This is a genomic window from Streptomyces sp. NPDC111606 (genome assembly GCF_055656945.1).
Window position 1 is genome coordinate 354,293 of record NZ_JBVKBY010000012.1, and the last position, 24,645, is coordinate 378,937.

Here is a 24,645-nt window from a genome sequence, read left to right on the forward strand (position 1 = left end):
ACGCTCTACGGCTGTGACGTGTCGGTGCGTCAGCTCAGCGGCAGCCGGTACATCCCGCCCTGCAGCGGCTCCACCAGACCGTCCGAGACGAGGCCGTCCAGCGCGCGGGCGCGCTGCACCGGCTCGTGCCACACCCGGTCGAGCGCAGCCTGCGGGACGGGCCCATGGGCGTCACGGAGTACGGCGAGCAGCTTGCCGCGCACCTGACGGTCCGTTCCGGCGTACGTCTGAGCGCGGCGCGGCGGCCCCTCGTGCTCCGGCTTGCCCGCGAGCTGCCAGGCGCACTGTGCGGCGATCGGGCAGCGGTGGCACGACTCGTTCTTCGCGGTGCACACCAGCGCACCGAGCTCCATGGAGGCCGCGGCCCAGCGGGCGGCGGTGCTCTCGTCGTCGGGGAGCAGCGCACGGGCGAGCTTGCGCTCGGCGGCGGTGGTGGCGTTCGGCGGGTACTGCACGCCGGTCACGGCACGGGCGATGACCCGCCGGACGTTGGTGTCCAGGACGGGGTGCCGCTGCCCGTAGGCGAAGGAGGCGACCGCCGCGGCCGTGTACTCGCCGATGCCGGGCAGCGCGAGGAGCTGGGCGTGGTCGGTCGGTACGTCCCCGCCGTGCCGTTCCGCTATGGCGACCGCGGCGCCGTGCAGCCGCAGCGCGCGGCGCGGGTAGCCGAGCCGGCCCCAGGCGCGGACGGCCTCGCCGGGGGCGTCCTTGGCGAGGTCGGCGGGTCGGGGCCAGCGGGTGAGCCACTGCTCGTAGACGGGCAGGACGCGGTTCACGGGCGTCTGCTGCAGCATGAACTCACTGACCATCACGCCCCAGGGTCCGGCTTCGGGGCGCCGCCAGGGGAGGTCGCGAGCGTTGTCGTCGAACCAGTCGATGACGGTTGCTTGCAGCGGCTCGGCGAGGGGGGCGTCGCTGCCGGCGTCGGCGGGGTGGCTGTGCGTGGGCTTCGTGGGCGCAGTCATGGCTTTCCGATCCTGCCACGTTGGGGGCGGTCGGGTGGGTAGGTGGTGGTGGCGGTGCGTTTTGCGGCCGCGGGCGGGTGGTGGGTTGCGGTCCCAGGGGGCCTGCTGCCCCCCCCGACCCCCGCTTCGGCCCCGGGGGCCTCGCCCGCACACGCCGGACGAGCTTGGATGCCCGGACCGGCCCCGGAGAATGCGCAGCACCTGACGATCGACAGCAGTGGCCCCCAGCCCCCGCTTGTAGCGTCGGACGGATGGAACGTCCTCGCATATGGCGGGCCTGCCTCCTGTGGGCCGCCCTCGTGCTGCCCGCGCTCACGGCCGACCGGCTCGGGATGAACGAGCCGCGTGCCGTGTGGCAGCAGCTGGCCGGGGTGGCCGTGCTCGCCGCCGCGGTGGCCGTGGCGCGGTGGCGCCCCTTGGCGGCCTTCGCGCTGACGGCCGTACTGAGTCTGGTGGCTGCCCCGGCCCTGTTCACCGTCTCCTACGCCCCCGCGCTCGGCGTCTTCGCGCTGCTGCTCGGTCTGCGGGCGGAACGGGTGCGGCCGGCTGTCGTCGTCTTCGGGGGCGTCGGGTGCCTCGGTACGGCGAGGATCGCGCTGGTCGGGGTCGATCCGGCGCCGGAGTGGGTGGTGCTGACGGGCACGTTGCTGTTCGGCTGCGTCTTCCCCTGGCTCGGTGGCCGGTACTGGCGACAGAGCCGTCAGCTGACCGCGGCCGGCTGGAACCGGGCCGCGCGTCTGGAGGGCGAGCAGCGCATCGCCGAGGAGCGGGCGCGGCTGCGCGAGCGGGCCCGGATCGCTCAGGACATGCACGACTCCCTGGGCCACGAGCTGAGCCTCATCGCCCTGCGCGCGGGTGCCCTCCAGGTCGCCCCCGATCTCCCGGACCACCACCGCACCGCGGCTGCCGACCTGCGCGCGGCCGCCGCGGACGCCACCGACCGACTGCACCGCATCATCGGCGTCCTGCGCGAGGACGACGAGCCGGTGTCCCTGAGCCCGCCGGGGGAGACCGTCGAGCAACTCGTCGCCCGCGCCGCCGAGTCGGGGCTTCCGGTGCGCTGGGAGGAGCCCGAAGGCGGTACGGCAGCGGCGCTGGAGCCGGGGGGCGTCGCCGAGCGGGTCCTGTACCGGGTGGTCCGCGAGGCGTTGACGAACGCCGCCCGGTACGCGCCGGGTGCCGACGTCACCGTGGTGGCGGCCAGGGAGGCGGGCGGTACGGCGGTCACGGTGACCAGTGGGCGGGGCTCGGCGACGGAGGGCGCCACCGTCCCCAACGGGTCGGCCGCAGCGCCGGGTTCGCGCTCGTCCTCCTCCCCGAGCCCCCCTTCCCTCTCCTCCGGCGGCACCGGCCTGCAAGCCCTCCGCGCCGCCCTCACCGCGGTCGGCGGTGACTTCGAGGCCGGCCCCCGTGGCGACGGCTTCCGTGTGTGGGCGTACGTCTCCGAGCAGGGCGCCGCCTCAGCCGTACGCCCCATCCCGGCCCCGTACGCCCCCTACACCCACGCCCGCCGCCGGGTCGTCCTCGCCCTCGCGGTCGCCGTTGCCGCCGGCGTCGTGCTCGTCGGCGGGGGGTTCGCCTGGTACGCGTACACGGAGACCCACTCGGTGCTGTCGCCCGCGGCCTACGCCGAGCTTCGGCTCGGGTCATCGGACGGGGACCTCGCGCACGTCCTGCCGGACCGCAGCGTGCGGGACGCGCCGGTCGACCGCGCGCCCGTGCCGCCCCCGGAGGGCAGCGACTGCCGCTACTACCGCGCGAGCGGCGAACTCCTCGTCTCCGTCGACCACTTCAGACTCTGCTTCGACGGCGAGGGGCGGCTCGTCGCCAAGGACGTGATCCCCAGGGCGGGTCTGTCCCAACGCCCTTCCACGGATGAGGAGTTCGTACGGTGATCCGGGTACTGCTGGCCGACGACGAGGCGATGGTGCGGGCCGGCGTGCGCGCCATCCTGACGAGCGGCGGTGAGACCGAGGTCGTCGCGGAGGCCGGTGACGGGCGCGAGGCGGTCGAGCTGGCCCGGGCGCACCGCCCGGACGTGGCCCTGCTGGACATTCGTATGCCACGCCTGGACGGCCTCGCGGCGGCCGAGGAGATCGTACGCAGCGTCCCCGGCACGGCCGTCGCGATGCTCACCACCTTCTCCGAACAGGCTTACGTGGCCCGCGCCCTCGGCGGCGGCGCCACCGGCTTCCTGCTGAAGTCCGGGGACCCGTACGAACTGATCGCGGGCGTACGGGCGGTGGCGGGCGGCGCGGCCTTCCTGTCGCCGAAGGTGGCCCGCCATGTCATCGACGGGCTGGGCGGCCGCGACGGGCGACTCGGCCGCGAGGCCGCCGCGCGCGCACGCGTGGCCGAGCTCAGCCCGCGCGAGCGCGAGGTGCTCGGGCTCGTCGGCGCCGGCCTGTCCAACCCGGAGATCGCCGCCCGGCTGCATCTCGTCGAGGGCACGGTGAAGGCGTATGTGAGCGCGGTGCTCGACCGGTTGGGCGTGCGCAACCGGGTGCAGGCGGCGATCGTGGCCTACGAGGCGGGCCTGGTCGAGTCGTGAGGCTCAGCGCATGTCGTACGCCGCGACCCGCTCGGGTCCCGGGCCGGTGAACCACCGTACGGCGGGCGCCGACGAGGCCCGCATCGCCTCCGCCAGCCGGATCGCCGGGCCGGTCCCGAGCCGTACGGCCGCCACGGCGACGACCGCGCCGAGGACGAGGCCCGCCGCGACGTCGTGCGGATAGTGCACGCCGACGAAGACCCGGGAAAAGGCCATGAGCAGGGCCATGGGGGCCGTCAGCCACAACAGTGCCCGCCCGGTCAGGGCCACGGTGACGGCCGCGGCGCCCGCGATGGTGGCGTGGTTGCTGGGGAAGGACCAGTCGCCGGGCGCCGGACAGGAGGCGAGAGAGGTGGTCGCGTCCGGCACCGCCCGGCACGGACGCTCCTGCGTGACAGCCGACTTGAGGAGCTCACTGCAGACGTACGCCACAGCCGTGGCCAGAGGTGCAAGGGCCGCGATCGCGAAGGCCCGGGTGGTGTCGCGTCTGGCTCGCCACCACGCGGTGACGAACAGGGCGGCGAACAGCAGCAGTCCGGCCTCCGTCCCTATCTCGGCGGTGTGCTGTACCCACGTTGGGGTGTCGTGGGCGAAGTCGGTGATGTCGCGGTAGAGCTCCGCGTCCTCGAAGTCCATGGTCACGGACCGTAGGCGGCGGGCCGATACCGTCACATCCTGCGATCGGCAGGTGTCGCGCCTGACGGAAGACAGGGGTCGGGCGCCGTCGCCGGGCGGTTTCCGGGATGATGATCCGGAAAAGTTGCGGCCTTCGGCGGCGGGTGGAGCAAGCTAGCGCGCCGATCTCTCGTACAGTTTGCGCCGTGGGATCTCTGCGCAATCCGGTCGGGCCGCTTCCCTCCTCCATCTACTGGCGTCGGAGGGCCGTAATGCTGTCCGTGGTCGCCCTGTTGGCGCTGCTGGGCACCTGGGTGCTCACCTCGGGCGGCGGAGGCGGCAAGAACGACGAGGGCGGGTCCGACGGCAAGAATCCCGCGCCCTCGACGATCACCCCGGGCCCTTCGAGTTCGGGGCCGGCGATCAGTGAGGCGCCGGGCGGGCGCGACGAGTCGCCCGGCAGCGGGGACTCCGACGGGTCGGGGTCCGGTGACGACAGCGGGTCCGGGGACGGTGACGGGAGCTCCGGCGGCTCGGACGGATCGGGCAGCGGATCCGCGGGTGGCGGCTCGGGCGGCGGTGTCGGCGCGGGCGACGCGGTCGCCGCGGGCTCCACGCTGCCCGACTGTGTCGCGGGCGCGGTGAAGCTGACGGTGCGCAGCCAGCGCAACGCGTACGAGCCCGGCCAGACGCCCGCCGTGCTGCTGACCGCGACGAACTCCTCCAGCTACGACTGCAAGGTCGACCTCGGCCCGAAGAACGCCGTGGTGACGCTCACCCAGGCGGGAGCCGAGGACGACTTCTGGTCCTCCGCCGACTGCCCCGAGGTCGCGGGCAGCCTGAAATTCCGGGTGCCCACCGGTGAGAGCATCACGTACACCGTGAAGTGGGACCGCAAGGCGAGCGCCCCGCAGTGCGCGACGCCGTCGGCGGGGTCCGCCCCGGCGGGGACGTATCTGGTGGAGGCGAAGACGCCGGGGTTCGGGACGGCGCAGACGTCCTTCGTGCTGGAGAACGACTAGCGGCCGTCAGCGGACGGAAGTCGGCTGAGCGGCCTGCCCAGACCCTAGACGTACCGCTCCAGGATCGAGCTCTCCGCCAACCGCGACAGGCCCTCACGGACGCTGCGTGCCCGGGCCTCGCCGACGCCGTCCACCGTCTGGAGGTCGTCCACGCTCGCGGCGAGCAGCTTCTGCAGGCCGCCGAAGTGCTCCACCAGGCGGTCGATGATCGCGCCCGGCAGCCTCGGCACCTTGGCCAGGAGGCGGAAGCCGCGCGGGGAGACCGCGGAGTCCAGCGCCTCCGGGGATCCGGTGTAGCCCAACGCCCTTGCCACCGTGGACAGTTCGAGGAGCTCGGCGTGGGTGAGCGCGTCCAGCTCGTACAGCGCCTCGTCGACCGTGCGGGAGCGCTTCGCCGTCGGCTCGGGCACGTAGTCGCGCACCACGAGCTCGCGCTCGGGCTCCACGCCCGCGATCAACTCGTCCAGCTGGAGGGCCAGGAGCCGTCCGTCGGTGCCGAGCTCCACCACGTACTCGGCGATCTCGGTCGCGATGCGCCGGACCATCTCCAGACGCTGGGCGACCGCCGAGACGTCGCGGACCGTCACCAGGTCCTCGATCTCCAGCGCTGACAACGTTCCCGCGACCTCGTCGAGGCGGAGCTTGTAGCGCTCCAGGGTCGCGAGGGCCTGGTTGGCGCGGGAGAGGATCGCCGCGGAGTCCTCCAGGACGCGGCGGTGGCCGTCGACGTAGAGCGCGATCAGCCGCATGGACTGGGAGACCGAGACGACCGGGAAGCCGACCTGCTTGCTGACCCGGTCCGCCGTGCGGTGCCTGGTGCCCGTCTCTTCGGTGGGGATCGTCGGGTCCGGGACCAGCTGGACGCCCGCGCGCAGGATCTTCGACAGATCCGACGACAGCACGATGCCGCCGTCGAGCTTGCACAGCTCACGCAGTCGCGTCGCCGTGAACTCGACATCCAGGACGAATCCGCCCGTGCACATCACCTCGACGGTCTTGTCGGAGCCGAGGACGATGAGTCCGCCGGTGTTGCCGCGGAGGATCCGCTCAAGCCCGTCGCGCAGGGCCGTGCCGGGTGCCACGGCGCTCAGTGAGGCGCGCATCAGGCCATCGGCACCGGAGCTCCCACCGGACTTTCCGGGAGCTGCTGCCCGGTCGTTGGCTGCCACTGCACTCCTCCGGTCGCAGGTTCTGGGGCGCCCCCGTTTCGCACATTCTGTTCGCACGGACGGGCGAGACCTGGGCAAAGTCTACCGGCGGTCCTCGTCGTCCCGTGGGGCCTCTCTGCGACGCGAGCGCGGAAGGACCCGCAGCGCGTCCCCTATGTCCGCCACTTCCAGCACCTTCATGCCCGCAGGGATCTTGCCCGGGTCGCCCGGTACGAGGGCGTGCGTGAAGCCCAACCGGTGCGCTTCGGCGAGTCTGCGCTGCACGCCCGTGACCCGTCTGACCTCGCCCGCGAGGCCCACCTCGCCGATCGCGACGAGATTCTTGGGGAGAGGTGTGTCACTCGCGGCGGAGGCCAGGGCGAGGGCCACGGCGAGGTCGGCGGCGGGTTCCGAGAGCTTCACTCCGCCCACTGTCGCGGAGTAGATGTCCCGCTTGCCGAGGGCGCTGATCCGGCCGCGCTGTTCGAGGACGGCCAGCATCATCGAGACGCGGGACGTCTCCAGGCCGGACGTCGTGCGCCGGGGTGAGGGGATCTGCGAGTCGACGGTGAGCGCCTGAACTTCGGCCACCAGGGGGCGGCGGCCCTCCAGGGTGACCGTCAGACAGGTACCGGGGACCGGTTCGGCACGACGGGTCAGGAAAAGTCCGCTTGGGTCGGCAAGGCCCGTGATGCCCTCATCGTGCAGTTCGAAGCAGCCGACCTCGTCCGTCGTGCCGTAGCGGTTCTTGACGCCTCGTACGAGACGCAGGCGCGCGTGCCGGTCGCCCTCGAAGCTGAGCACCACGTCCACGAGGTGTTCGAGGAGGCGGGGTCCGGCGATTGCGCCGTCCTTCGTGACGTGCCCCACAAGGAGTGTGCACATCCCGCGCTCCTTGGACGCCCGGATCAGGGCGCCGGCCACCTCGCGGACCTGGGCCATGCCGCCCGGTGCGCCGTCGATCTCCGGGGAGGCCACGGTCTGCACCGAGTCCATGATGAGCAGCGACGGCTTCACCGCGTCCAAGTGGCCCAGCACGGCGGCCAGATCGGTCTCGGCCGCGAGATACAGGTGGTCGTCGATGGCGCCGATGCGGTCGGCGCGCAGCCGCACCTGGCTCGCCGACTCCTCGCCGGTGACATACAGGGTGCGGTGCTCGTCGCTCGCCGACTTGGCCGCCACGTCCAGCAGCAGCGTGGACTTGCCGACGCCGGGCTCGCCCGCGACGAGGACGACGGCGCCGGGCACCAGCCCGCCGCCGAGCACCCGGTCCAGTTCGGGCACGCCGGTGGGCCGCGCGGTGGCCTGCCGTCCGTCGACCTGCCCGATCGGCACCGCGGACGTCGTCACCCGCCCCGGCGTCGTCGTACGGACCGCGGGCGCGCCGTACTCCTCGACCGTCCCCCAGGCCTGGCACTCGGGGCAGCGGCCGAGCCACTTGGCCGTCTGCCAGCCGCACTCCGTGCAGCGGTAGGACGGGCGGTCCTTCGTGGACTTGGTACGGGCAGCCATGCGATGAACCGTAACCGAGCCCACTGACAACGCCGTACGGCTGTGCGCAGCCGCTTCGGGTCGGTGCAATGCCTGCTCGGGGCCTTTTCGTCATGCACAAACCACGGAATCCGGGACTCCTGTCCCCTATTGAGGGATCGTTTCACCCGTACGGAGTAAAACTGCTCAAGCAGGGAGAAGGCGCCACCCGGGGCCGCCTACGGTCCACCAATGATGAGCAGCAGTCCGGAGACCTCGACCCGCACGGCCGGCGCGCACCGGGCACATCGGGAGGCGCGCGACCGCGCGGCGGCCCGTACGGTCGCGCAGCGGCCGCCCGCGCGCTACGAGCCGTATCTGGACGGGCTGTTCACCTACTGCCTGTCCGTGCTGTGCGACCACGACACCGCGACCGCCGCCCTCGGCGACGTCCTCGCGCTCGCCGAACGACGCGGGCAGCGCGTGCCGGAGGCCGCCGCGGACCGACGGCCCTGGCTGTACGCGCTGGCCCGCTGGGCGTGTCTGCGCAAGCTGGCCGAGGCCAAGCAGAAACGTCAGGGCAGCCATGCGGCGGGCCGGACCGGCGCCCATCGGCAGGCGGGGACAAAGGCAGCCCGGTCGGCCGTCTCCGAGGAGGTCCAGGAGCAGCGGCGCCGCGAACTGGCCCTGCTGGCCTGGCCGGAGGCCGCCGGCACCACCCCGGAGCAGCGCGAGGCCCTCGAACTCGCCGTACGCCACCACCTCGCCACCCACGAGGTCGCCGCCGTCCTCGGCATGGACCTTGCCGCCGCCCGCGAGCTGCTCGCCTCCGCCGCCTGTGAGGTCGAGCGCACGCGCGCGGCCCTCGCCGTCGTCGAGACCGGCGCCTGCCCGGGCGTCGCCCGGCTCACCGGCGACAACCAGCTCGTGCTCGGCACGGCCCTGCGCCGCGAGCTCGTCCGGCACGTCGACGACTGCCCGCGCTGCCGCCGTACCGCCGAGCGCGCGATCCCCGGCCGGTGGCCCGGCGCGGCCGTCACCCCCGCCGAACTGCCCGTCCTTCAGGCGCCCCGCGCTGCCCTGCACATGGCCCTCGCGCACGCCCCACGCGCGCGGGGCGTGGCCGTGCCGCGCTTCGACCGGCGCGGGTTCCCGATGGACCCGAAGGATCGTGCCGCCCGCAGGGACCGGCTGCGCGCGCGTGCCGTGACCACGACCGTCGTCGCCACCGTCGTCGCCGCGCCCGTCATCGCCCTGTGGGCCGCCTACCGGGGCACCCCGACCGGCGAGGGCGTCGACGGCAGCTCGGCCAGCGCCAGCGAGGCGCAGGGGCCCGCCAGCCTCGACGGGGAGGCCGCGGGCGACGGCTATGAGAACGCGGGCAATGCGAGCACCAGACGCGGTGACAGTTTCGGCGACCGCGGCGAACCGGACGTCTCCGTGGAGGTCGTCAGCGTCAGCGGCGCGCGCGGGGCGGGCGTCGGCGGCCTGGAGGTGTCGGCCGGCAGCAGCGGCGACACCACGCTCGTCACCCTCAGGGCGACGGGGCGCATGCCGGTGCGCTGGTCCGCGAGCACCGGTGCGCACTGGCTCTATCTGAGTCAGTCGGCGGGAACGCTGGCGCCCGGTGAGTCGTTGACGATCAAGGTGTACGTCGACCATCTGCGGGAGCCGTCCGGGTACTGGAGCGCGCGGCTGGCGATCTCACCCGCCGGTGCCCTCGTCTCCATCGAGGGCTACGGCACCGCCCCGAGCCCTTCCGGCCCGGGACAGGGCCCCGGCCCGTATCCCAGCAACCCCCAGCCCACCGATCCGACCGACCCCGGAACGCCCAGCGAGCCGCCGCCCTCGTCCTCGGGGCCCGATCCGACGCCGACGACCCCCGTTCCGACCGACCCGACTCCCAGCGACCCGCCGCCCTCGCCATCCGACCCGCCGCCCACACCGGGCGAGCCGTCCGAGTCGGGCCCGTCCGAGTCCGGCCCGTCCGAGCCGGGGGGCTCGACGCCGCCGCCCAGCGGGAGCGGCGACCCGAGCCCGTCGGGGTCGTAGGCCGCCGGTCCCTGCCAGGTCCGTCAGCCGACGGGATCCGCCGGATGCGGTGCCAGCAACGGCAGCTGCGACGCCAGCCGCTCCTCGCACAGCTCGACCAGGCGGTCGTAGCCCGCCTTGCCCATCAGTTCGATCAGCTCCGGCCGGTACGACACGTACACCGGGTCGCCGGCGCTGTGCGCGGAGGTCGCCGAGGTGCACCACCAGTGCAGGTCGTGGCCGCCCGGGCCCCAGCCGCGACGGTCGTACTCACCGATCGACACCTGCAGCACCCGGGTGTCGTCGGGCCGGTCGATCCACTCGTACGTCCGCCGGACCGGCAGCTGCCAGCAGACGTCCGGCTTTGTCTCCAGCGGCTCGCGGCCCTCCTTCAGGGCGAGGATGTGCAGCGAGCAGCCCGCGCCGCCCGCGAAGCCGGGGCGGTTCTGGAAGATGCACGAGCCGTTGAAGGGGCGGGTCTGGCGGTCGCCGTCCTCGTCCTCGGAGATCCAGCCGTGCTCCGTGCCCTCGTCATGGTGCTGCCAGATCTCCGGCGTGAGCCTTGCCACATGTTCGGCGACCCGCTTCTCGTCGTCCTCGTCGGAGAAGTGCGCGCCCAGCGTGCAGCAGCCGTCGGCCGCGCGGCCTGCCTGGATGCCCTGGCAGCCGCTGCCGAAGATGCAGTTCCAGCGGGAGGTCAGCCATGTCAGATCACACCGGAAGACCTGCTCGTCGTCCGCCGGATCCGGGAACTCCACCCATGCGCGTGCGAAGTCCAGCCCCTTCTCGTCCGGTTCCTGGGCGGGCTTCGCGGGGTTCGTGGGCTTCGTGGGCTTCTTCGACTTCGTGGCTGCCTTCGCCTGCGAAGAACCCTTGGCTGATTTGGCCGTCTTGTCGTTCTTCGCCTTTTTCGTCTTTGGCACGGGTCCAGGGTACGGCTTCCGTACCTGCGGCTTCGAGGACGGAGGATCGACCAGGTGGCAGTAGCGTTCCGTACATGAGACTCGGTGTCCTCGACGTTGGATCCAACACGGTGCATCTCCTGGTGGTGGATGCGCACCCCGGCGCGCGCCCGCTGCCCGCGCACTCGCACAAGGCGGAACTGCGCCTTGCCCAACTCCTCGACGACAGCGGGGCCATCGGTCCCGAGGGCATCGACAAGCTGATCGGCGTCATCCACGGGGCGCTGCAGGCCGCCGAGGACAAGGGCGCCGAGGAGGTGCTGCCGTTCGCGACTTCCGCGGTGCGGGAAGCCACCAACGCCGATGACGTGCTCGCCCGCGTGCAGGAGGAGACCGGGGTTGAGCTGCAGGTTCTCACCGGTGCGGAAGAGGCTCGGCTGACCTTCCTCGCCGCGCGGCGGTGGTTCGGGTGGTCTGCCGGGAAGCTGCTGGTGCTGGACATCGGGGGCGGGTCCCTGGAGATCGCGTACGGCATGGACGAGGAGCCGGACGCGGCGGTGTCGCTGCCGCTGGGGGCGGGGCGGCTGACGGCGGGCTGGCTGCCGGGTGATCCGCCGGAGCCGGAGGACATACGTGCGCTACGGCGGCACGTCCGGGCGCAGATCGCCCGTACGGTCGGCGAATTCACCCGGTTCGGCGCGCCCGATCACGTGGTCGCCACGTCCAAGACCTTCAAGCAGCTGGCCCGCCTCGCCGGCGCCGCCCGCTCCGCGGACGGCCTGTACGCCCAGCGCGAGCTGAAGCGGGAGTCCTTGGAGGCGTGGGTTCCCCGACTCGCAGGGATGACGGTGGTCCAGCGGGCGGAACTACCGGGGGTTTCCGAGGGACGGGCGGGGCAGCTGCTCGCGGGGGCGTTGGTGGCCGAGGGGGCGATGGATCTGTTCGGGGTGGAGACGCTGGAGGTCTGTCCTTGGGCGTTGCGGGAGGGCGTGATTCTGCGGAAGTTGGATCACATGTCCGTGGAGTGACGGGGCCTTCGGCGGTTGGGCGGGGGTGCCTGCGGCGGCCTGTGGCTGTGTGGTGGGGGTTCGCGTAGCGCCTGGGGTTCGGTGGGTGGGTCGGGGCCGTGCCGGGGGGTGTCCGTCCTCGGACCGGCGGTGGGGGTCGGGCAGGGTGGTGCCGTTTCTTGACGCCGGCCACTGCGGGCGGACACCCCCCGGCACGTCCCCTTGCCGCCGTACGCGGGTGCTGCGCCGCGGGGGTGCGCCATCACGGCTGCTGTGCGACGCCGGTCCCGGCAATCCGGACCGTCCGGTGTCAGGGGGCGAGGGCTGTGCCCTTGCCGCCGTGGGCGACTGCGGCACCGCGTTGGTACGCCACCACGGCTGCTGTGCGACGCCGGTCCAGGCAGTCTCGCTCGTCCGGCATCCGGGGCGAGGGCTGTGCCCTCCCTAGCCCTCACCCACCCGCAGGTGGCTACGCACCATGCCGGCGGCACTTCTCGGCGCCGGACCAGGTATTTCAGCCCGTCCGGCGTTTGAGGACGAGGCCGTTCAGGCCGATGGGGGTGCAGGGGGCGGAGCCCCCTGGCGGGGTTGAAGGGGCGGAGCCCCTGGAGGTGGGACGGGTAGGGGCGGCGGGGGCGAGAAGGGCAGCGATGCCGGCCGCACCCCGCACGACCAAGCCCCCGCTCACGCCGCCGCCCCCGAACGAACCGGCCGCGCGGCGTGAACCCCGCCACACCCCCCGACTCCACCCCCCCGGCATACCCCCAGTTCGCACACATGGCCGGTTGCAACCCCTCCCGGACCCCCCACCCCCACCAGTTCTCCGACGCCCAGCACCGCCCCGTACGCTGTCCCCGTGGCAGAACCAGTGGTGCGCATCCCGGATGCGAAGGTCGCCCTGTCGACGGCCTCCGTGTATCCGGAGTCGACGGCGACGGCCTTCGAGATCGCCGCGCGCCTCGGGTACGACGGTGTCGAGGTCATGGTGTGGACCGACCCGGTCAGCCAGGACATGGAGGCACTGCGGAGGCTCAGCGACTACCACCGCATCCCGATCCTCGCCGTCCACGCCCCGTGTCTGCTGATCACCCAGCGCGTGTGGTCCACCGACCCCTGGACCAAGCTCCAGCGAGCCCAGGCGGCCGCCGAGAAGCTGGGCGCGAGCACCGTCGTCGTACACCCCCCGTTCCGCTGGCAGCGCCAGTACGCCCGCGACTTCGTCGAGGGAATCTGGCGGATGGCGAATGAGACGGATGTGCGGTTCGCCGTCGAGAACATGTACCCCTGGCGCTACCGCGACCGCGAGATGCTCGCGTACGCCCCCGACTGGGACGTGACGAAGGACGACTACCGGCACTTCACGATCGATCTCAGCCATACGGCGACCGCCCGGAGCGACGCGCTCCAGATGATCGACCGCATGGGCGACCGGCTCGGCCACGTCCACCTCGCCGACGGCAAGGGGTCGGCGAAGGATGAGCACCTCGTCCCGGGCCGCGGCACCCAGCCCTGCGCCGAGGTGCTGGAGCGGCTCGCCCTGACCGGCTTCGACGGTCACGTCGTCATCGAGGTCAACACCCGCCGCGCGATGTCCAGCGCCGAACGCGAGGCCGACCTCGCCGAGGCCCTCGCCTTCACGCGGCTGCATCTGGCCTCGGCGATGAAGGTGTCCCGGCCGTGACCGGCGTCACCTCGGGCCAGGGCGGGGTGGGCTCCCGACGCCGGGGCCGGCCCCCTCGTACGGAATCCGCGGACACCCGCGACCGCATCCTGAACGCCGCCCGCGAGGAGTTCTCCGAGCGGGGCTACGAGAAGACGTCCGTGCGCGGCATCGCCAAGGCGGCCGGCGTGGACTCGGCGCTCGTGCACCACTACTTCGGCACCAAGGAGCAGGTCTTCGAGGCGTCGGTGGAGGTCGCCTTCGCCCCCGCTCTCAAGGTGCGGGACGTGGTGCTGGAAGGACCCCTCGACGATGCTGGGGAGCGCATGACCCGCGTCATCTTCGGGCTCTGGGAGAACCCCGTGTCCCGGAAGCCGCTGCTCGCCATCGTCCGGTCCGCGGTCAACAACGAGGCCGCTGCCGCCGTCTTCCGGCGGCTCGTCTCGGCCCAGCTGATGCGGCGCATCGCCGGCGAGATCGACTCCCCGGACGCCGAGCTGCGCGCCGAGCTCGCCGCCGCGCAGTTGGTGGGCGTCGCGATGATGCGGTACGTGATCAAGATCGAGCCGATCGCCTCGGTGGACGTGGAGGAGATCATCGTGCGCGTGGCGCCCGTCGTGCAGGGGCACCTCACCGGGCGGTGACGTGGCAGATGGCTGTTCCGCGAGACATGCGTCCCGCATTTCGGACACCCCGTCCCGCCCTCTGGATGACCGGCGTACGCTCGTTAGCAGTCAGAAGTCTCTGATCGCAGTCTCTGCTGTCCCTGAAGGAGCGAGCGACGATGCCCGAGCTGAGGTCCCGCACAGTCACCCACGGCCGCAACATGGCGGGCGCCCGCGCCCTTATGCGCGCCTCCGGTGTACCCGGTGCGGACATCGGCCGGAAGCCGATCATTGCGGTGGCGAACTCCTTCACCGAGTTCGTGCCCGGTCACACGCACCTCCAGCCCGTCGGCCGGATCGTCAGCGAGGCGATCACCGAGGCCGGCGGTATCCCGCGCGAGTTCAACACCATCGCCGTCGACGACGGCATCGCGATGGGGCACGGCGGGATGCTCTACTCCCTGCCGTCGCGGGATCTCATCGCGGACAGCGTGGAGTACATGGTCGAGGCGCACTGCGCCGACGCCCTGATCTGCATCTCCAACTGCGACAAGATCACCCCGGGCATGCTGAACGCCGCCCTGCGGCTCAACATCCCCACGGTCTTCGTCTCCGGCGGCCCCATGGAGTCCGGCCGCGCCACGCTGGTGGACGGCACGGTCCGTACGCTCGACCTGGTCGACGCGATCTCCGACGCCGTGAACGACAAGATCTCGGACGAGGACATCCTCCGTATCGAGGAGAACGCCTGTCCGACCTGCGGTTCCTGTTCCGGGATGTTCACCGCCAACTCGATGAACTGCCTGACGGAGGCCATCGGCCTGTCCCTGCCCGGCAACGGCTCGGTCCTCGCCACGCACACGGCCCGTAAAGCCCTGTACGAGGACGCGGCCCACACGGTCATGGACATCACCCGCCGCTACTACGAGCAGGACGACGAGACGGTCCTGCCGCGCAACGTCGCCACCTTCGCGGCCTTCGAGAACGCCATGGCCCTCGACATCGCGATGGGCGGCTCGACCAACACGATCCTGCACCTGCTGGCCGCCGCCCAGGAGGCGGGCGTTCCGTTCGGGCTGGAGCAGATCAACGAGGTCAGCCGCCGGGTTCCCTGCCTGGCGAAGGTCGCGCCGAACGTCGCCAAGGACCGCACGTACTACATGGAGGACGTGCACCGCGCCGGCGGCATCCCGGCCCTGCTCGGCGAGCTGCACCGCGCCGGCCTGCTGAACGAGGACGTGCACGCCGTCCACAGCCCGTCCCTGTCGGACTGGCTGAAGACCTGGGACGTGCGCGGTGGCTCGCCCTCCCCGAAGGCGGTCGAGCTGTGGCACGCGGCCCCGGGCTGTGTCCGGTCGGCGGAGGCCTTCTCGCAGTCCGAGCGCTGGGAGGCGCTCGACGAGGACGCCGAGGGCGGCTGCATCCGCAGCGCCGAGCACGCGTACTCCAAGGACGGCGGCCTGGCGGTCCTGAAGGGCAACCTCGCCGTCGACGGGTGCGTGGTCAAGACCGCGGGTGTGGACGAGTCGATCTGGACCTTCGAGGGCCCGGCGGTCGTCTGCGAGTCGCAGGAAGCGGCCGTCGAGAAGATCCTCAACAAACAGGTGACGGACGGCGACGTCGTCGTCATCCGCTACGAGGGCCCCAAGGGCGGCCCCGGCATGCAGGAGATGCTCTACCCGACGTCCTTCCTCAAGGGCCGCGGCCTCGGCAAGACCTGCGCCCTGATCACCGACGGCCGCTTCTCCGGCGGCACCTCCGGCCTGTCCATCGGCCACGCCTCCCCGGAGGCCGCGTCCGGCGGCACGATCGCCCTGGTCGAGGACGGCGACCGTATCCGCATCGACATCCCTAATCGCTCGATCGAGTTGCTGGTCGACGATGCGGAACTCGCCCGCCGTGAGCAGGCGTTGAACGGGGCGTACGCTCCGAAGAACCGCGAGCGCAAGGTGTCGGCGGCCCTGCGGGCGTACGCGGCGATGGCGACCAGCGCGGACAAGGGCGCGGTGCGCGACGTGACCAAGCTGGGCTGAGCCCCGCCGAGGGCCCTGAGGGGCCGCCAGGTACGACGAGGCTTCCGCGAGGGGCCGTCTCTGCGGAGGCGGCCCCTTCGCCGTCACCAGGCGGACGGGGTACGCGCGTCCACGGCGAAGACGGTGCCGTCGGGGGCGGTGGCGTAGATCCCGCCGTCGCCCAGGCCAGGTGTGGGCAAGGCGGCTGTGGCCTCCGCGGAGTTCGCGCTGAGGCGCGGGGGAGTCTGGCCGAGGAGCCTTCCCTCGGCGGCGTCGACGGCGAGCAGGCGTCCGTCGGCGGCGCTGAAGTACACGCGCCGGCCGTCCGAGACGGGGGCCGAGCCTTGGCTCACGGTTGTCTCCAGCGACCACAACTGCTTGCCCGCACGCGTGTCGACCGCCACCAGCGACCCACCGGTGCCCAGCAGATAAACCACCCCGTCGTGCACGCCGGCCTGCGCCTGTACGACCGGAACGGGCAAGTCCACGCGCCGCTCGGCCCCGGACTCCGGGCTGTAGCGGACCACGGCCTTCGCCTCGCCGTAGTCACCGCCGCCCGCAAGGAAGAACACATCGTCGCCGGTGACCCCGACGGGAGTCAGATCGCCGTCGAGCCGTACGTCCCAGCGCACATCCCCCGTACTCGGATCGACCGCCATGACGCGCGTCCGGTCCCCGTCGGCGGACGTACTCGACACCAGAACCCACGGGCTCTTCGGGAACGACACGACGTACGCCTCGCTCAGACCCGGGATCCCCCGCGACCACTTCGTCTTGCCCGACGCGCTGTCGACACCGGTCATCTGCCCATCGGCACCGCTGAGCAGCAGCATGCCGCCCGCGAACCGGAATCCCCGGTACGCGGAGACGTCCAGGTGCCACCGTGACTTGCCCGTCGCGGGATCGAGCGCCCCCAGACGCCTGCCGGCGTGCGTCAGCACATGCGCCAGCCCACCGGAGAGCGTCGGCGGGCCGCCGGGTGAATCGCCCTCGGCCAGGTCGTGCCGCCACAGCACGCTGCCGTCCGTGGGATCGAGTGAGCTGATCAGCCCCGGTTGCGTACACAGCAGCCCGGGTCTTTCGTACGTGCATCTGGGCAGGCCCTTCCCCTGCCCGGCCGGCTTGACGGCCCAGGGCTCGAACCGCGCCGCCGCGGAGGCGGCTCCGTCGCTGCCGCTCCCGCTCCTGCTCGGACGCTCTGCGGGGACGTCGTCCATCAGCTGCACTGCGGCGACTCCGCCGCCGACGACAAGAGCCAGGGACACTGCCACAAGCGCTGCCCGCTTGAGCAGACGCTTTCTCGTCGCCGCCGGCCCTGGCTCCGGCTGCGGCCCGGGCTCCGCGGAACCCCGCTCCGGCTTGGGCGAATCCCCCGTCCGCTGCGCCGGTATGAACGCCTGCGTGTCGTACGAGGCCGCCACCGCGCGCAGCTCCCGCATCAACTCGTCCGGCGTGGGACGGTCCTCGGGTTCCTTGGCGAGGCACCGCCCGATGAGCGGCGCGAGATTCTCCGGTACGCCCGTCAGGTCCGGCTCGTCATGGACGACCTGGTAGGCGACGATGTACGGACTGTCGGAGTCGAACGGCCCCCGTCCCGTCGCCGCATGCACCATCACGGACCCCAGCGCGAAGATGTCGGCGGCCGGCCCGACCTCCCGCGGCCGCCGGAACTGCTCCGGCGCCATGAACGGCGGCGTGCCGATCAGCTTCCCGGTCTCGGTCCGCAGCTCGCTGTCCTTTGGCCGAGAGATGCCGAAGTCGATGACCTTCGGCCCGTCCTCGGCGAGCAGCACATTGCTCGGCTTCAGGTCCCGGTGCACCACCCCGACCCGGTGGATGTCACGCAGCGCCTCCGCCAGCCCGGCCATCAGCTGCCGCAACTGCGCCGGCTCCATCGGCCCGTTCCGCTTCACCTGGTCGGAGAGGGTCGGCCCGGGGATGAACAACGTCGCCATCCAGGGCCGTTCGGCCTCCGGATCGGCGTCCACCACCGGCGCGGTGAAGGCCCCGCTCACCCTGCGAGCCGCCCCCACCTCCTGCCGGAACCGCCCCCTGAACTCGGGGTCCTTCGCGAACTCGGCATGCACGACCTTCACGGCGAGCTGCATGCCCGACGTGCTCCGCGCGAGATGCACGACGCCCATGCCGCCGGCCCCCAGGTGGGACTCCAGCCGGTAGTGACCGGCGTACTCGGGAAGTTCCGCTTCCGTGCCCGCTCCGGCGTTCTGCTGTGGCGCCATGGGACCACCCCCGTGCTGTTCGTCCGCGCGCGCGACGCACGGAGCCTAGTCGATGACTCGTACGAGACAGAGGCGGCTTGCTAGTCTCCGCGTTCGAGTTGTGAACTTCTGTTTCATGGCGTGATTTAGGGGAATCAACGGGACCCCATGAGGGTCATGGGGATCAACGGGGGGAAGTCTCATGTCTGTTGACCGTGTCGAATTGCTGGACGGCGGCGAGGAAAAGGCCGCGGATGCGGCCGTCACGATGGCGGCCGCGGCCGTGCCCTACTACCCGGTCGCGCCGGGCGTCCGTCTCAACGTCCGCAGCGGCCCCGGCACCAGCTACCCGATCATCAAGGTCCTGTCCGAAGGAATCCGGGTCGCGATCTACTGCCAGACAACGGGCACACGCGTGACAGGCCCGTACGGCACGACGAACATCTGGGACAGCATCGCCAGCGGCGAGTACGTCTCGGACGCCTTCGTCAGGACAGGCAGCGACGGCTACGTCCGCCCCCGCTGCTCGTCCTGACCACAACAGTTCCCGGTATCCGGGAACCCGTACGGAGCCCGCGGCCGGGCCGGAGCCATAATCGACGCGTGAGCGAGACGAACGGCACCCCGGACACCACCGCGGGCTCCACGGGCCCCCGCCCCGAGCCTCTGCGCTTCTTCGGCGCGACCTGGGTCGACCACGACAACGGCTACACCGCCCGCCGCATCGCGGTGTCCGCCGGCTCCCTCGCCACCGCGGTCGCCTCCTGCCTGGTGCTGCGCTTCGCCTACCAGGGACTCCAGATCGCCGACATCGGCAGCTTCGTCACCCTCCTGATGGTCGTGATGTTCGCGATCTGCAGCGCCCTCGCGTTCCGCCACACCTGGGACGGCTTCACCAAGCGCCCCGACCTCGACCGCCAGGCTTCCCTCCGCGGCCTCCTGACCATCGGCTTCGTCGGCTCCCTCCTCGCCTACTTCTTCCGCTCCCTCACCGAGGCCCCCGGCGAGAAACTCCACCGCGAGGAATACGAGGCGGCCCGCAAACAACACGAGAACCGCACCACCCGCCGCACAGGCAACCCAGCGAGGAAGCGCCGCCGGGGGTAGTCATGGGGCCCCGCACCTCCGACCACTTACAACGTGTCGCCACGCGGGGTGTGCGGCCCACCCCACCTCCTCTCGTCAAAGTCGGTGCCTACCGCACCGACCAAGGCCACCATGGCCGTATGACGGCCCCTTCTCACGCTGACCGAGCCCGTTCCTTCAACGCGGCCGCAGCCCAGTACGCCGCGAACCGCCCTTCCTACCCGCCCGCCCTCTTCGACGCGATCGAAGAGCTCGCCGGCCGCTCCCTCACCGGCGCGCGCGTCGTGGACGTGGGCGCGGGCACCGGCATCGCCACCGAGCTCCTCCAGCAGCGCGGCGCCGCCGTACTGGCCGTCGAGCCCGGCGACGGCATGGCGGCCCAGTTCCGCCGCACCCACCCCGACATACCGATCGTCCGCGGCAACGGCAACGCCCTCCCCCTCGCCGCAGCCTCCGCCGACTTCCTCACCTACGCCCAGGCCTGGCACTGGACCGACCCCACCCACTCCGTGCCGGAGGCCCTGCGCGTACTGCGCCCCGGTGGCGCACTCGCCCTGTGGTGGAACACCACCCCGCTCGACATCCCTTGGCACGCCGCACAGGCAGTCCGTATCGAGCGCGGTTTCGGCACCCACCCCGCCGTCGAGCAGAACGGCAGCGGCGCTCGATCCGCCCTCTCCGACCCCACCGGCCTCCTCGACTTCACCGGCCACAAGGTCCGCTGGAGCCGTCGCGTCCCCGTTGACACACACCTCGCGAACCTCGGCAGCCACTCGCTCTTCCTGGTCCACGGCACGGAGGCGAGCACCGCCTTCCTCACCGAGGAAAAGCGCCTCCTCCTCGACACCTTCCCGGACGGAATCATCGAAGAGACCTACGACGTCGACCTCCTCATCGCCACCACCTCCTGACCCCCGCGCCGACCGACCAGCGACCAACGACCGCCGGCCACGACCCCTCACTACCGCCCGCCCCGCCCCCCCGATCCGGCGTGGGCGGGCCACTTATGTGCCCGCCCCCTCCTATGCCTCCCGCACCCGACCGCCGGTCCTCCCCGGCGCTTGACGCCGAAGTTCCGCCGGAGGATTATTCATCGTATGATGAATTATTCGTCCGCCCGCTCCGACCCACCACCCGACACCCCCGCCATCCGAGCCGAGGCCCTGAACGTCGTACGCGGCACCCGCCCGGTCCTCCGCGACCTCGACTTCACCGTCCCGCGTGGCCAGATCACCGGCCTGCTCGGCCCATCCGGCTGCGGAAAGACCACGCTCATGAGGGCGATCGTCGGCACCCAGGCCAAGGTCACCGGCACCCTCGACGTGCTCGGCAGCCCCGCGGGCCACCCCACCCTGCGCACTCGTATCGGCTACGTCACCCAAGCTCCCTCCGTCTACGACGACCTGACGATCCGCCAGAACCTCGCCTACTTCGCCGCGATCCTCGACCCCGGCCACGCGGCAGCCGACCGGCGCAACGAGAACGTCACCCGTGCCATCGCCGACGTCGACCTCACCAGCCACGCCGACTCCCTGGCCGGCAACCTCTCCGGCGGCCAGCGCAGCCGCGTCTCCCTGGCGGTCGCCCTCCTCGGTACCCCCGAACTCCTCGTCCTGGACGAACCGACGGTCGGCCTGGACCCGGTCCTGCGCCGCGATCTCTGGAGCCTCTTCCACGACATCGCGGCCTCCCGCAACGCCACCCTCCTCATCTCCTCCCACGTCATGGACGAGGCCGAGCGCTGCCACCGCCTCCTTCTGATGCGCGAGGGCCAGATCCTCGCCGACGACACCCCGGACGCCCTCCGCGCCCGTACGCACTCCGAAACGGTCGAGGCGGCCTTCCTGCACCTGGTCGACGAGGCGACCGCGGCCGCCCGCGCGAAGGAGACCACGCGATGACCACGACGACGAGCACCACCACGCTCCGGCCGGCCCCCACCGGAGCACTGAGCCTTGCCCGCACGACCGCCACCGCCGCCCGCGTCCTGCGCCAGCTCCGCCACGACCCGCGCACCATCGCGCTGCTGGTCCTCATCCCCTGCGTGATGCTGTTCCTGCTGCGCTACGTCTTCGACGGCAGCCCGCGCACCTTCGACAACATCGGCGCCTCCCTCCTGGGGATCTTCCCGCTGATCACGATGTTCCTGGTCACTTCCATCGCCACCCTGCGCGAACGCACCTCGGGGACCCTCGAACGCCTCCTCGCCATGCCCCTCGGCAAGGGCGACCTGATCGCCGGCTACGCCCTCGCCTTCGGCACCCTCGCGATCATCCAGTCCGCCCTGGCGACCGGACTCGCCCTCTGGTTTCTCGGCCTGGACGTCACCGGCAGCCCCTGGCTGCTCCTCCTCGTGGCGCTGCTCGACGCACTGCTCGGCACCGCGCTCGGTCTCTTCGTCTCGGCCTTCGCGGCCTCCGAATTCCAGGCCGTCCAGTTCATGCCGGCCGTGATCTTTCCCCAACTCCTCCTCTGCGGCCTCTTCACCCCCCGCGACAACATGCACCCCGCCCTCGAGGCCATCTCTAACGTCCTCCCCATGTCCTACGCGGTCGACGGCATGAACGAAGTCCTCAAGCACACCGACATGACCGCCACCTTCGTACGCGACGCCCTGATCGTGGCGGGCTGTGCCCTGCTGGTCCTAGGCCTGGGTGCGGCAACCCTGCGGCGCAGGACGGCATGACCGCCCAGGGCCGGGCCCGGCGTCCGGCCCGTCTGCCCGGCCCCGTCCGCCCACTGGACTCGCCACCTCGAAGGGTGCCCCTGGTGGGAGGATGAACCCGGACAACGCAACCTCCGGAGGGCACCCCAGCCAATGACCCAGAAAGTCGCAGTCCTCGGCACCGGCAAGATCGGCGAAGCCCTGCTCAGCGGAATGATCCGCGGCGGCTGGGCACCGGCCGACCTCCTGGTGACGGCCCGCCGCGCGGAACGAGCCGAAGAACTCCGTGCTCGCCACGGAGTCACCCCGGTCACCAACGCGGAAGCCGCCAAGACCGCCGACACCCTGATCCTCACGGTCAAGCCGCAGGACATGGGCACCCTCCTCGACGAACTCGCCCCACACGTGCCCGCCGACCGCCTGGTCATCAGCGGAGCCGCAGGTATCCCCACCTCCTTCTTCGAGTCCCGCCTCGCCGCCGGCACCCCGGTCGTCCGCGTCATGACGAACACCCCCGCCCTCGTCGACGAGGCGATGTCCGTCATCTCCGCCGGCAGCCACGCCAGCGAAGCCGACCTCGCCCACGCCGAGGAGATCTTCGGCTCCGTCGGCAAGACGCTGCGTGTCCCCGAGTCTCAGCAGGACGCCTGCACCGCCCTCTCCGGCTCCGGCCCGGCGTACTTCTTCTACCTGGTCGAAGCCATGACCGACGCCGGCATCCTTCTCGGCCTGCCTCGCGACAAGGCGCACGACCTGATCGTCCAGTCCGCGATCGGCGCCGCGACGATGCTCCGCGACAGCGGCGAACACCCCGTCAAGCTCCGCGAGAACGTGACGTCCCCCGCCGGCACCACCATCAACGCCATCCGCGAACTCGAGAGCCACGGCGTGCGAGCCGCTCTCATCGCCGCCCTCGAAGCAGCCCGCGACCGCAGCCGCGAGCTGGCCTCCGGAAACAACGCCTGACGCGCCGGCCGCCCGTCCAAGAGGGCGGCCCAGCGCGCCCCCTAGGCGGTCACCTCGATATCGGCAGCCGCTGTCGCAGCCGCGGCTGCAGTAGCCGGCAGCAACCCGATCGCGCGATAGGCGGCATCCACGACCGGCCGGGCCATCGCCCGAGCCCGTTCCGCTCCATCCCGCAGTACCCCCTCCACATAGCCAGGATCCGCGCACAGCTCGCTGTGCCTGTCCCGCACGGGCCTGAGGACCTCGACCACAGCCTCCGCGGTCGCTGACTTCAAAGCTCCATACGATTCATATACACCGCTCAGCTCCGATGGGTTCCCACCTGTGCAGGCCGCGAGGATCTCCAGCAGATTCGCCACTCCCGGCTGAGCGGCCCGGTCGTACACGACCTCCCGCCCGCTGTCGGTCACGGCCCGCATGACCTTCTTCCGCACCACATCGGGCTCATCGAGCAGATAGACGATCCCTGGCCCGGAGTCATCGCTCTTACCCATCTTCGACGTCGGATCCTGCAGGTTCATCACCCGAGCCGCGACCTGCGGAGGCGTGGCCCGAGGCACCACGAAGGTATGCCCGTATCGCTGGTTGAACCGCACCGCAAGATCCCGCGCGAGCTCCACATGCTGCGTCTGATCGTCCCCGACCGGCACCTGATCGGTCCCGTACGCCAGGATGTCCGCGGCCATCAGCACGGGATACGTGAGCAGCGACAGCCGCACGCTCCCGCCCCGCGCCTGCTCCCGCGCGGCCTTGTCCTTGTACTGGATCATCCGCCGCATCTCGCCGTCCGTGGCCACGCACTCCAGCACATACGACAGCCGCGCGTGCTCATCCACATGACTCTGTACGAAGACAGTGCACAGCTGCGGATCCAGCCCCGTCGCCAGCAACAGCGTCGCCGCCTGCCGACTCAGCCTGCGCACCCGCGCCGGATCGTGGTCCACGGTCAGCGCGTGCAGATCGACGATGCAGAACAGCGCGTCAGCCTGGTGCTGATCGACGGCAGCCCACCGCCGCATGGCCCCCAGGTAGTTCCCCAGCGTCAGATGCCCGGTCGGCTTGACCCCACTGAAGACCCGCGTCATCTCTACTCCACCTCCTGGTCGAGACCGCCGTCCCGGCGGCCGACCCTCTGGAGCTCCGGAGGGAGAAACGAGAACGGCCGCCGAAGCGGCGGCCGTTGAGTGCATACGTAACTACGGCCGCCGTCAGGCGGCCCACCACAGCTGGGTGTACGTACGCGTCGTCATGCGCCCCAGACTACGCCCCGAGGGTGCCGTCAGGAGCGAAGTTGACACGCCCAGGGCCGATCCGTAGTGTTCTCCGAGTTGTCCGACGTGAGCGCCGACTCCGGTCGGTCCCCGGACAGCCACTCCGCAAGTACCAACAACTATTCGACGACAGTCGATCTGTCTGCCGTCGTTTCATTGGCATGCGTATTTACGGAATGAGGAATCCGCGTTCGACAGAACGCAGCCCCCGATTAGCTCGGGAGCGAGGAATCCGCTAAAGTCTCACTCGTCGGAACGGCCCAACGGCCGGGAAGACAAGCCCCGCTGACTGGGGGTCAGGCCCGAAAGGATCTGATAGAGTCGGAAACGCCGGAAAGGGAAACGCGAGAGCGGAAACCTGGAAAGCACCGAGGAAATCGGATCGAGAAAAGGTCTGATAGAGTCGGAAACGCAAGACCGAAGGGAAGCGCCCGGAGGAAAGCCCGAGAG

The 24,645-nt window shown here is 71.5% G+C and carries 21 protein-coding genes; 14 read left to right on the top strand and 7 right to left on the bottom strand.

The features are described from left to right. Positions 1-29: 29 nt before the first annotated feature. Positions 30-965, bottom strand: a complete 936-nt coding sequence (locus ACZ7M7_RS36260; protein ID WP_383610776.1) for an HhH-GPD family protein — start codon at positions 963-965, stop codon at positions 30-32. Between the two features lie 251 nt (positions 966-1,216). On the opposite strand from ACZ7M7_RS36260, the gene ACZ7M7_RS36265 reads away from it, so the two are divergent. Together ACZ7M7_RS36265 and ACZ7M7_RS36270 are read left to right on the top strand one after the other, a co-directional pair. Next, positions 1,217-2,860, top strand: coding sequence for a sensor histidine kinase (locus ACZ7M7_RS36265; RefSeq protein ID WP_472124444.1), 1,644 nt, complete (start codon positions 1,217-1,219; stop codon positions 2,858-2,860). Continuing rightward, positions 2,857-3,516: a response regulator transcription factor gene (locus ACZ7M7_RS36270; RefSeq protein ID WP_383610782.1), complete on the top strand. Its 660-nt coding sequence runs from the start codon at positions 2,857-2,859 to the stop codon at positions 3,514-3,516. Before ACZ7M7_RS36265 ends, ACZ7M7_RS36270 begins: the two co-directional genes overlap by 4 nt. Before the next feature lie 3 nt (positions 3,517-3,519). Here the strand turns inward: ACZ7M7_RS36270 and ACZ7M7_RS36275 are convergent, their stop codons facing one another. Then, complete coding sequence (locus ACZ7M7_RS36275) at positions 3,520-4,152, bottom strand: phosphatase PAP2 family protein (RefSeq protein ID WP_472124447.1); 633 nt, start codon at positions 4,150-4,152, stop codon at positions 3,520-3,522. Between the two features lie 185 nt (positions 4,153-4,337). On the opposite strand from ACZ7M7_RS36275, the gene ACZ7M7_RS36280 reads away from it, so the two are divergent. Then, a complete protein-coding gene (locus ACZ7M7_RS36280; protein ID WP_472124450.1) occupies positions 4,338-5,153 on the top strand; it encodes a hypothetical protein in 816 nt (271 codons plus the stop codon). A 44-nt stretch (positions 5,154-5,197) separates the two neighbouring features. On the opposite strand, the gene disA is transcribed toward ACZ7M7_RS36280, so the two are convergent. Together disA and radA are read right to left on the bottom strand one after the other, a co-directional pair. Further along, the gene (gene disA, locus ACZ7M7_RS36285) at positions 5,198-6,322 is read right to left on the bottom strand and encodes a DNA integrity scanning diadenylate cyclase DisA (RefSeq protein WP_328425026.1); all 1,125 of its coding nucleotides are present in this window, start codon (positions 6,320-6,322) and stop codon (positions 5,198-5,200) included. Positions 6,323-6,403: 81 nt separating this feature from the next. Further along, positions 6,404-7,813 (bottom strand): DNA repair protein RadA, encoded by a 1,410-nt coding sequence (radA, locus tag ACZ7M7_RS36290; protein WP_383610790.1) that lies wholly within the window; start codon positions 7,811-7,813, stop codon positions 6,404-6,406. A 210-nt stretch (positions 7,814-8,023) separates the two neighbouring features. Between radA and ACZ7M7_RS36295 the strand changes: the two genes are divergently transcribed. Beyond that, complete coding sequence (locus ACZ7M7_RS36295; protein WP_472124453.1) at positions 8,024-9,823, top strand: BACON domain-containing protein; 1,800 nt, start codon at positions 8,024-8,026, stop codon at positions 9,821-9,823. Between the two features lie 23 nt (positions 9,824-9,846). Here ACZ7M7_RS36295 and ACZ7M7_RS36300 read toward each other — a convergent pair whose 3' ends face one another. Then, entirely contained in the window at positions 9,847-10,725 is an 879-nt protein-coding gene (locus tag ACZ7M7_RS36300) for a DUF3109 family protein (RefSeq protein WP_472124455.1), read from the bottom strand. Between the two features lie 74 nt (positions 10,726-10,799). On the opposite strand from ACZ7M7_RS36300, the gene ACZ7M7_RS36305 reads away from it, so the two are divergent. The 4 genes from ACZ7M7_RS36305 to ilvD all read left to right on the top strand — a co-directional run bounded on the left by ACZ7M7_RS36305 (position 10,800) and on the right by ilvD (position 16,009). Continuing rightward, entirely contained in the window at positions 10,800-11,732 is a 933-nt protein-coding gene (locus ACZ7M7_RS36305; protein WP_383610799.1) for a Ppx/GppA family phosphatase, read from the top strand. Positions 11,733-12,567: 835 nt separating this feature from the next. Beyond that, positions 12,568-13,392: a sugar phosphate isomerase/epimerase family protein gene (locus ACZ7M7_RS36310; RefSeq protein ID WP_383617246.1), complete on the top strand. Its 825-nt coding sequence runs from the start codon at positions 12,568-12,570 to the stop codon at positions 13,390-13,392. Beyond that, entirely contained in the window at positions 13,389-14,015 is a 627-nt protein-coding gene (locus ACZ7M7_RS36315; RefSeq protein WP_472124458.1) for a TetR/AcrR family transcriptional regulator, read from the top strand. Before ACZ7M7_RS36310 ends, ACZ7M7_RS36315 begins: the two co-directional genes overlap by 4 nt. Positions 14,016-14,155: 140 nt before the next feature. Next, the gene (gene ilvD, locus ACZ7M7_RS36320; RefSeq protein ID WP_472124460.1) at positions 14,156-16,009 is read left to right on the top strand and encodes a dihydroxy-acid dehydratase; all 1,854 of its coding nucleotides are present in this window, start codon (positions 14,156-14,158) and stop codon (positions 16,007-16,009) included. 83 nt (positions 16,010-16,092) lie between these two features. Here the strand turns inward: ilvD and ACZ7M7_RS36325 are convergent, their stop codons facing one another. Then, entirely contained in the window at positions 16,093-18,228 is a 2,136-nt protein-coding gene (locus ACZ7M7_RS36325; RefSeq protein WP_472124463.1) for a serine/threonine-protein kinase, read from the bottom strand. Between the two features lie 181 nt (positions 18,229-18,409). Here ACZ7M7_RS36325 and ACZ7M7_RS36330 point away from each other — a divergent pair, with 181 nt between their 5' ends. The 6 genes from ACZ7M7_RS36330 (at position 18,410) to proC (ending at position 22,924) form a co-directional block, all read left to right on the top strand. Next, positions 18,410-18,742, top strand: a complete 333-nt coding sequence (locus tag ACZ7M7_RS36330; RefSeq protein WP_472124466.1) for an SH3 domain-containing protein — start codon at positions 18,410-18,412, stop codon at positions 18,740-18,742. 68 nt (positions 18,743-18,810) lie between these two features. After that, positions 18,811-19,314 carry an EamA/RhaT family transporter gene (locus tag ACZ7M7_RS36335; protein ID WP_472124468.1) on the top strand — a complete coding sequence of 168 codons (504 nt, stop codon included), beginning with the start codon at positions 18,811-18,813 and terminating at the stop codon, positions 19,312-19,314. Between the two features lie 119 nt (positions 19,315-19,433). Further along, the gene (locus tag ACZ7M7_RS36340) at positions 19,434-20,204 is read left to right on the top strand and encodes a class I SAM-dependent methyltransferase (RefSeq protein ID WP_472124471.1); all 771 of its coding nucleotides are present in this window, start codon (positions 19,434-19,436) and stop codon (positions 20,202-20,204) included. Positions 20,205-20,390: 186 nt separating this feature from the next. Then, positions 20,391-21,194, top strand: a complete 804-nt coding sequence (locus tag ACZ7M7_RS36345) for an ABC transporter ATP-binding protein (RefSeq protein WP_472124474.1) — start codon at positions 20,391-20,393, stop codon at positions 21,192-21,194. Beyond that, positions 21,191-21,979 (top strand): ABC transporter permease, encoded by a 789-nt coding sequence (locus tag ACZ7M7_RS36350; protein WP_383629436.1) that lies wholly within the window; start codon positions 21,191-21,193, stop codon positions 21,977-21,979. The genes ACZ7M7_RS36345 and ACZ7M7_RS36350 overlap by 4 nt, the downstream gene beginning before the upstream one ends. Before the next feature lie 132 nt (positions 21,980-22,111). After that, positions 22,112-22,924, top strand: coding sequence for a pyrroline-5-carboxylate reductase (gene proC, locus ACZ7M7_RS36355; RefSeq protein ID WP_328880102.1), 813 nt, complete (start codon positions 22,112-22,114; stop codon positions 22,922-22,924). Positions 22,925-22,965: 41 nt separating this feature from the next. On the opposite strand, the gene trpS is transcribed toward proC, so the two are convergent. After that, positions 22,966-24,009 carry a tryptophan--tRNA ligase gene (gene trpS / locus ACZ7M7_RS36360; protein WP_472124478.1) on the bottom strand — a complete coding sequence of 348 codons (1,044 nt, stop codon included), beginning with the start codon at positions 24,007-24,009 and terminating at the stop codon, positions 22,966-22,968. Positions 24,010-24,645 lie beyond the last annotated feature (636 nt).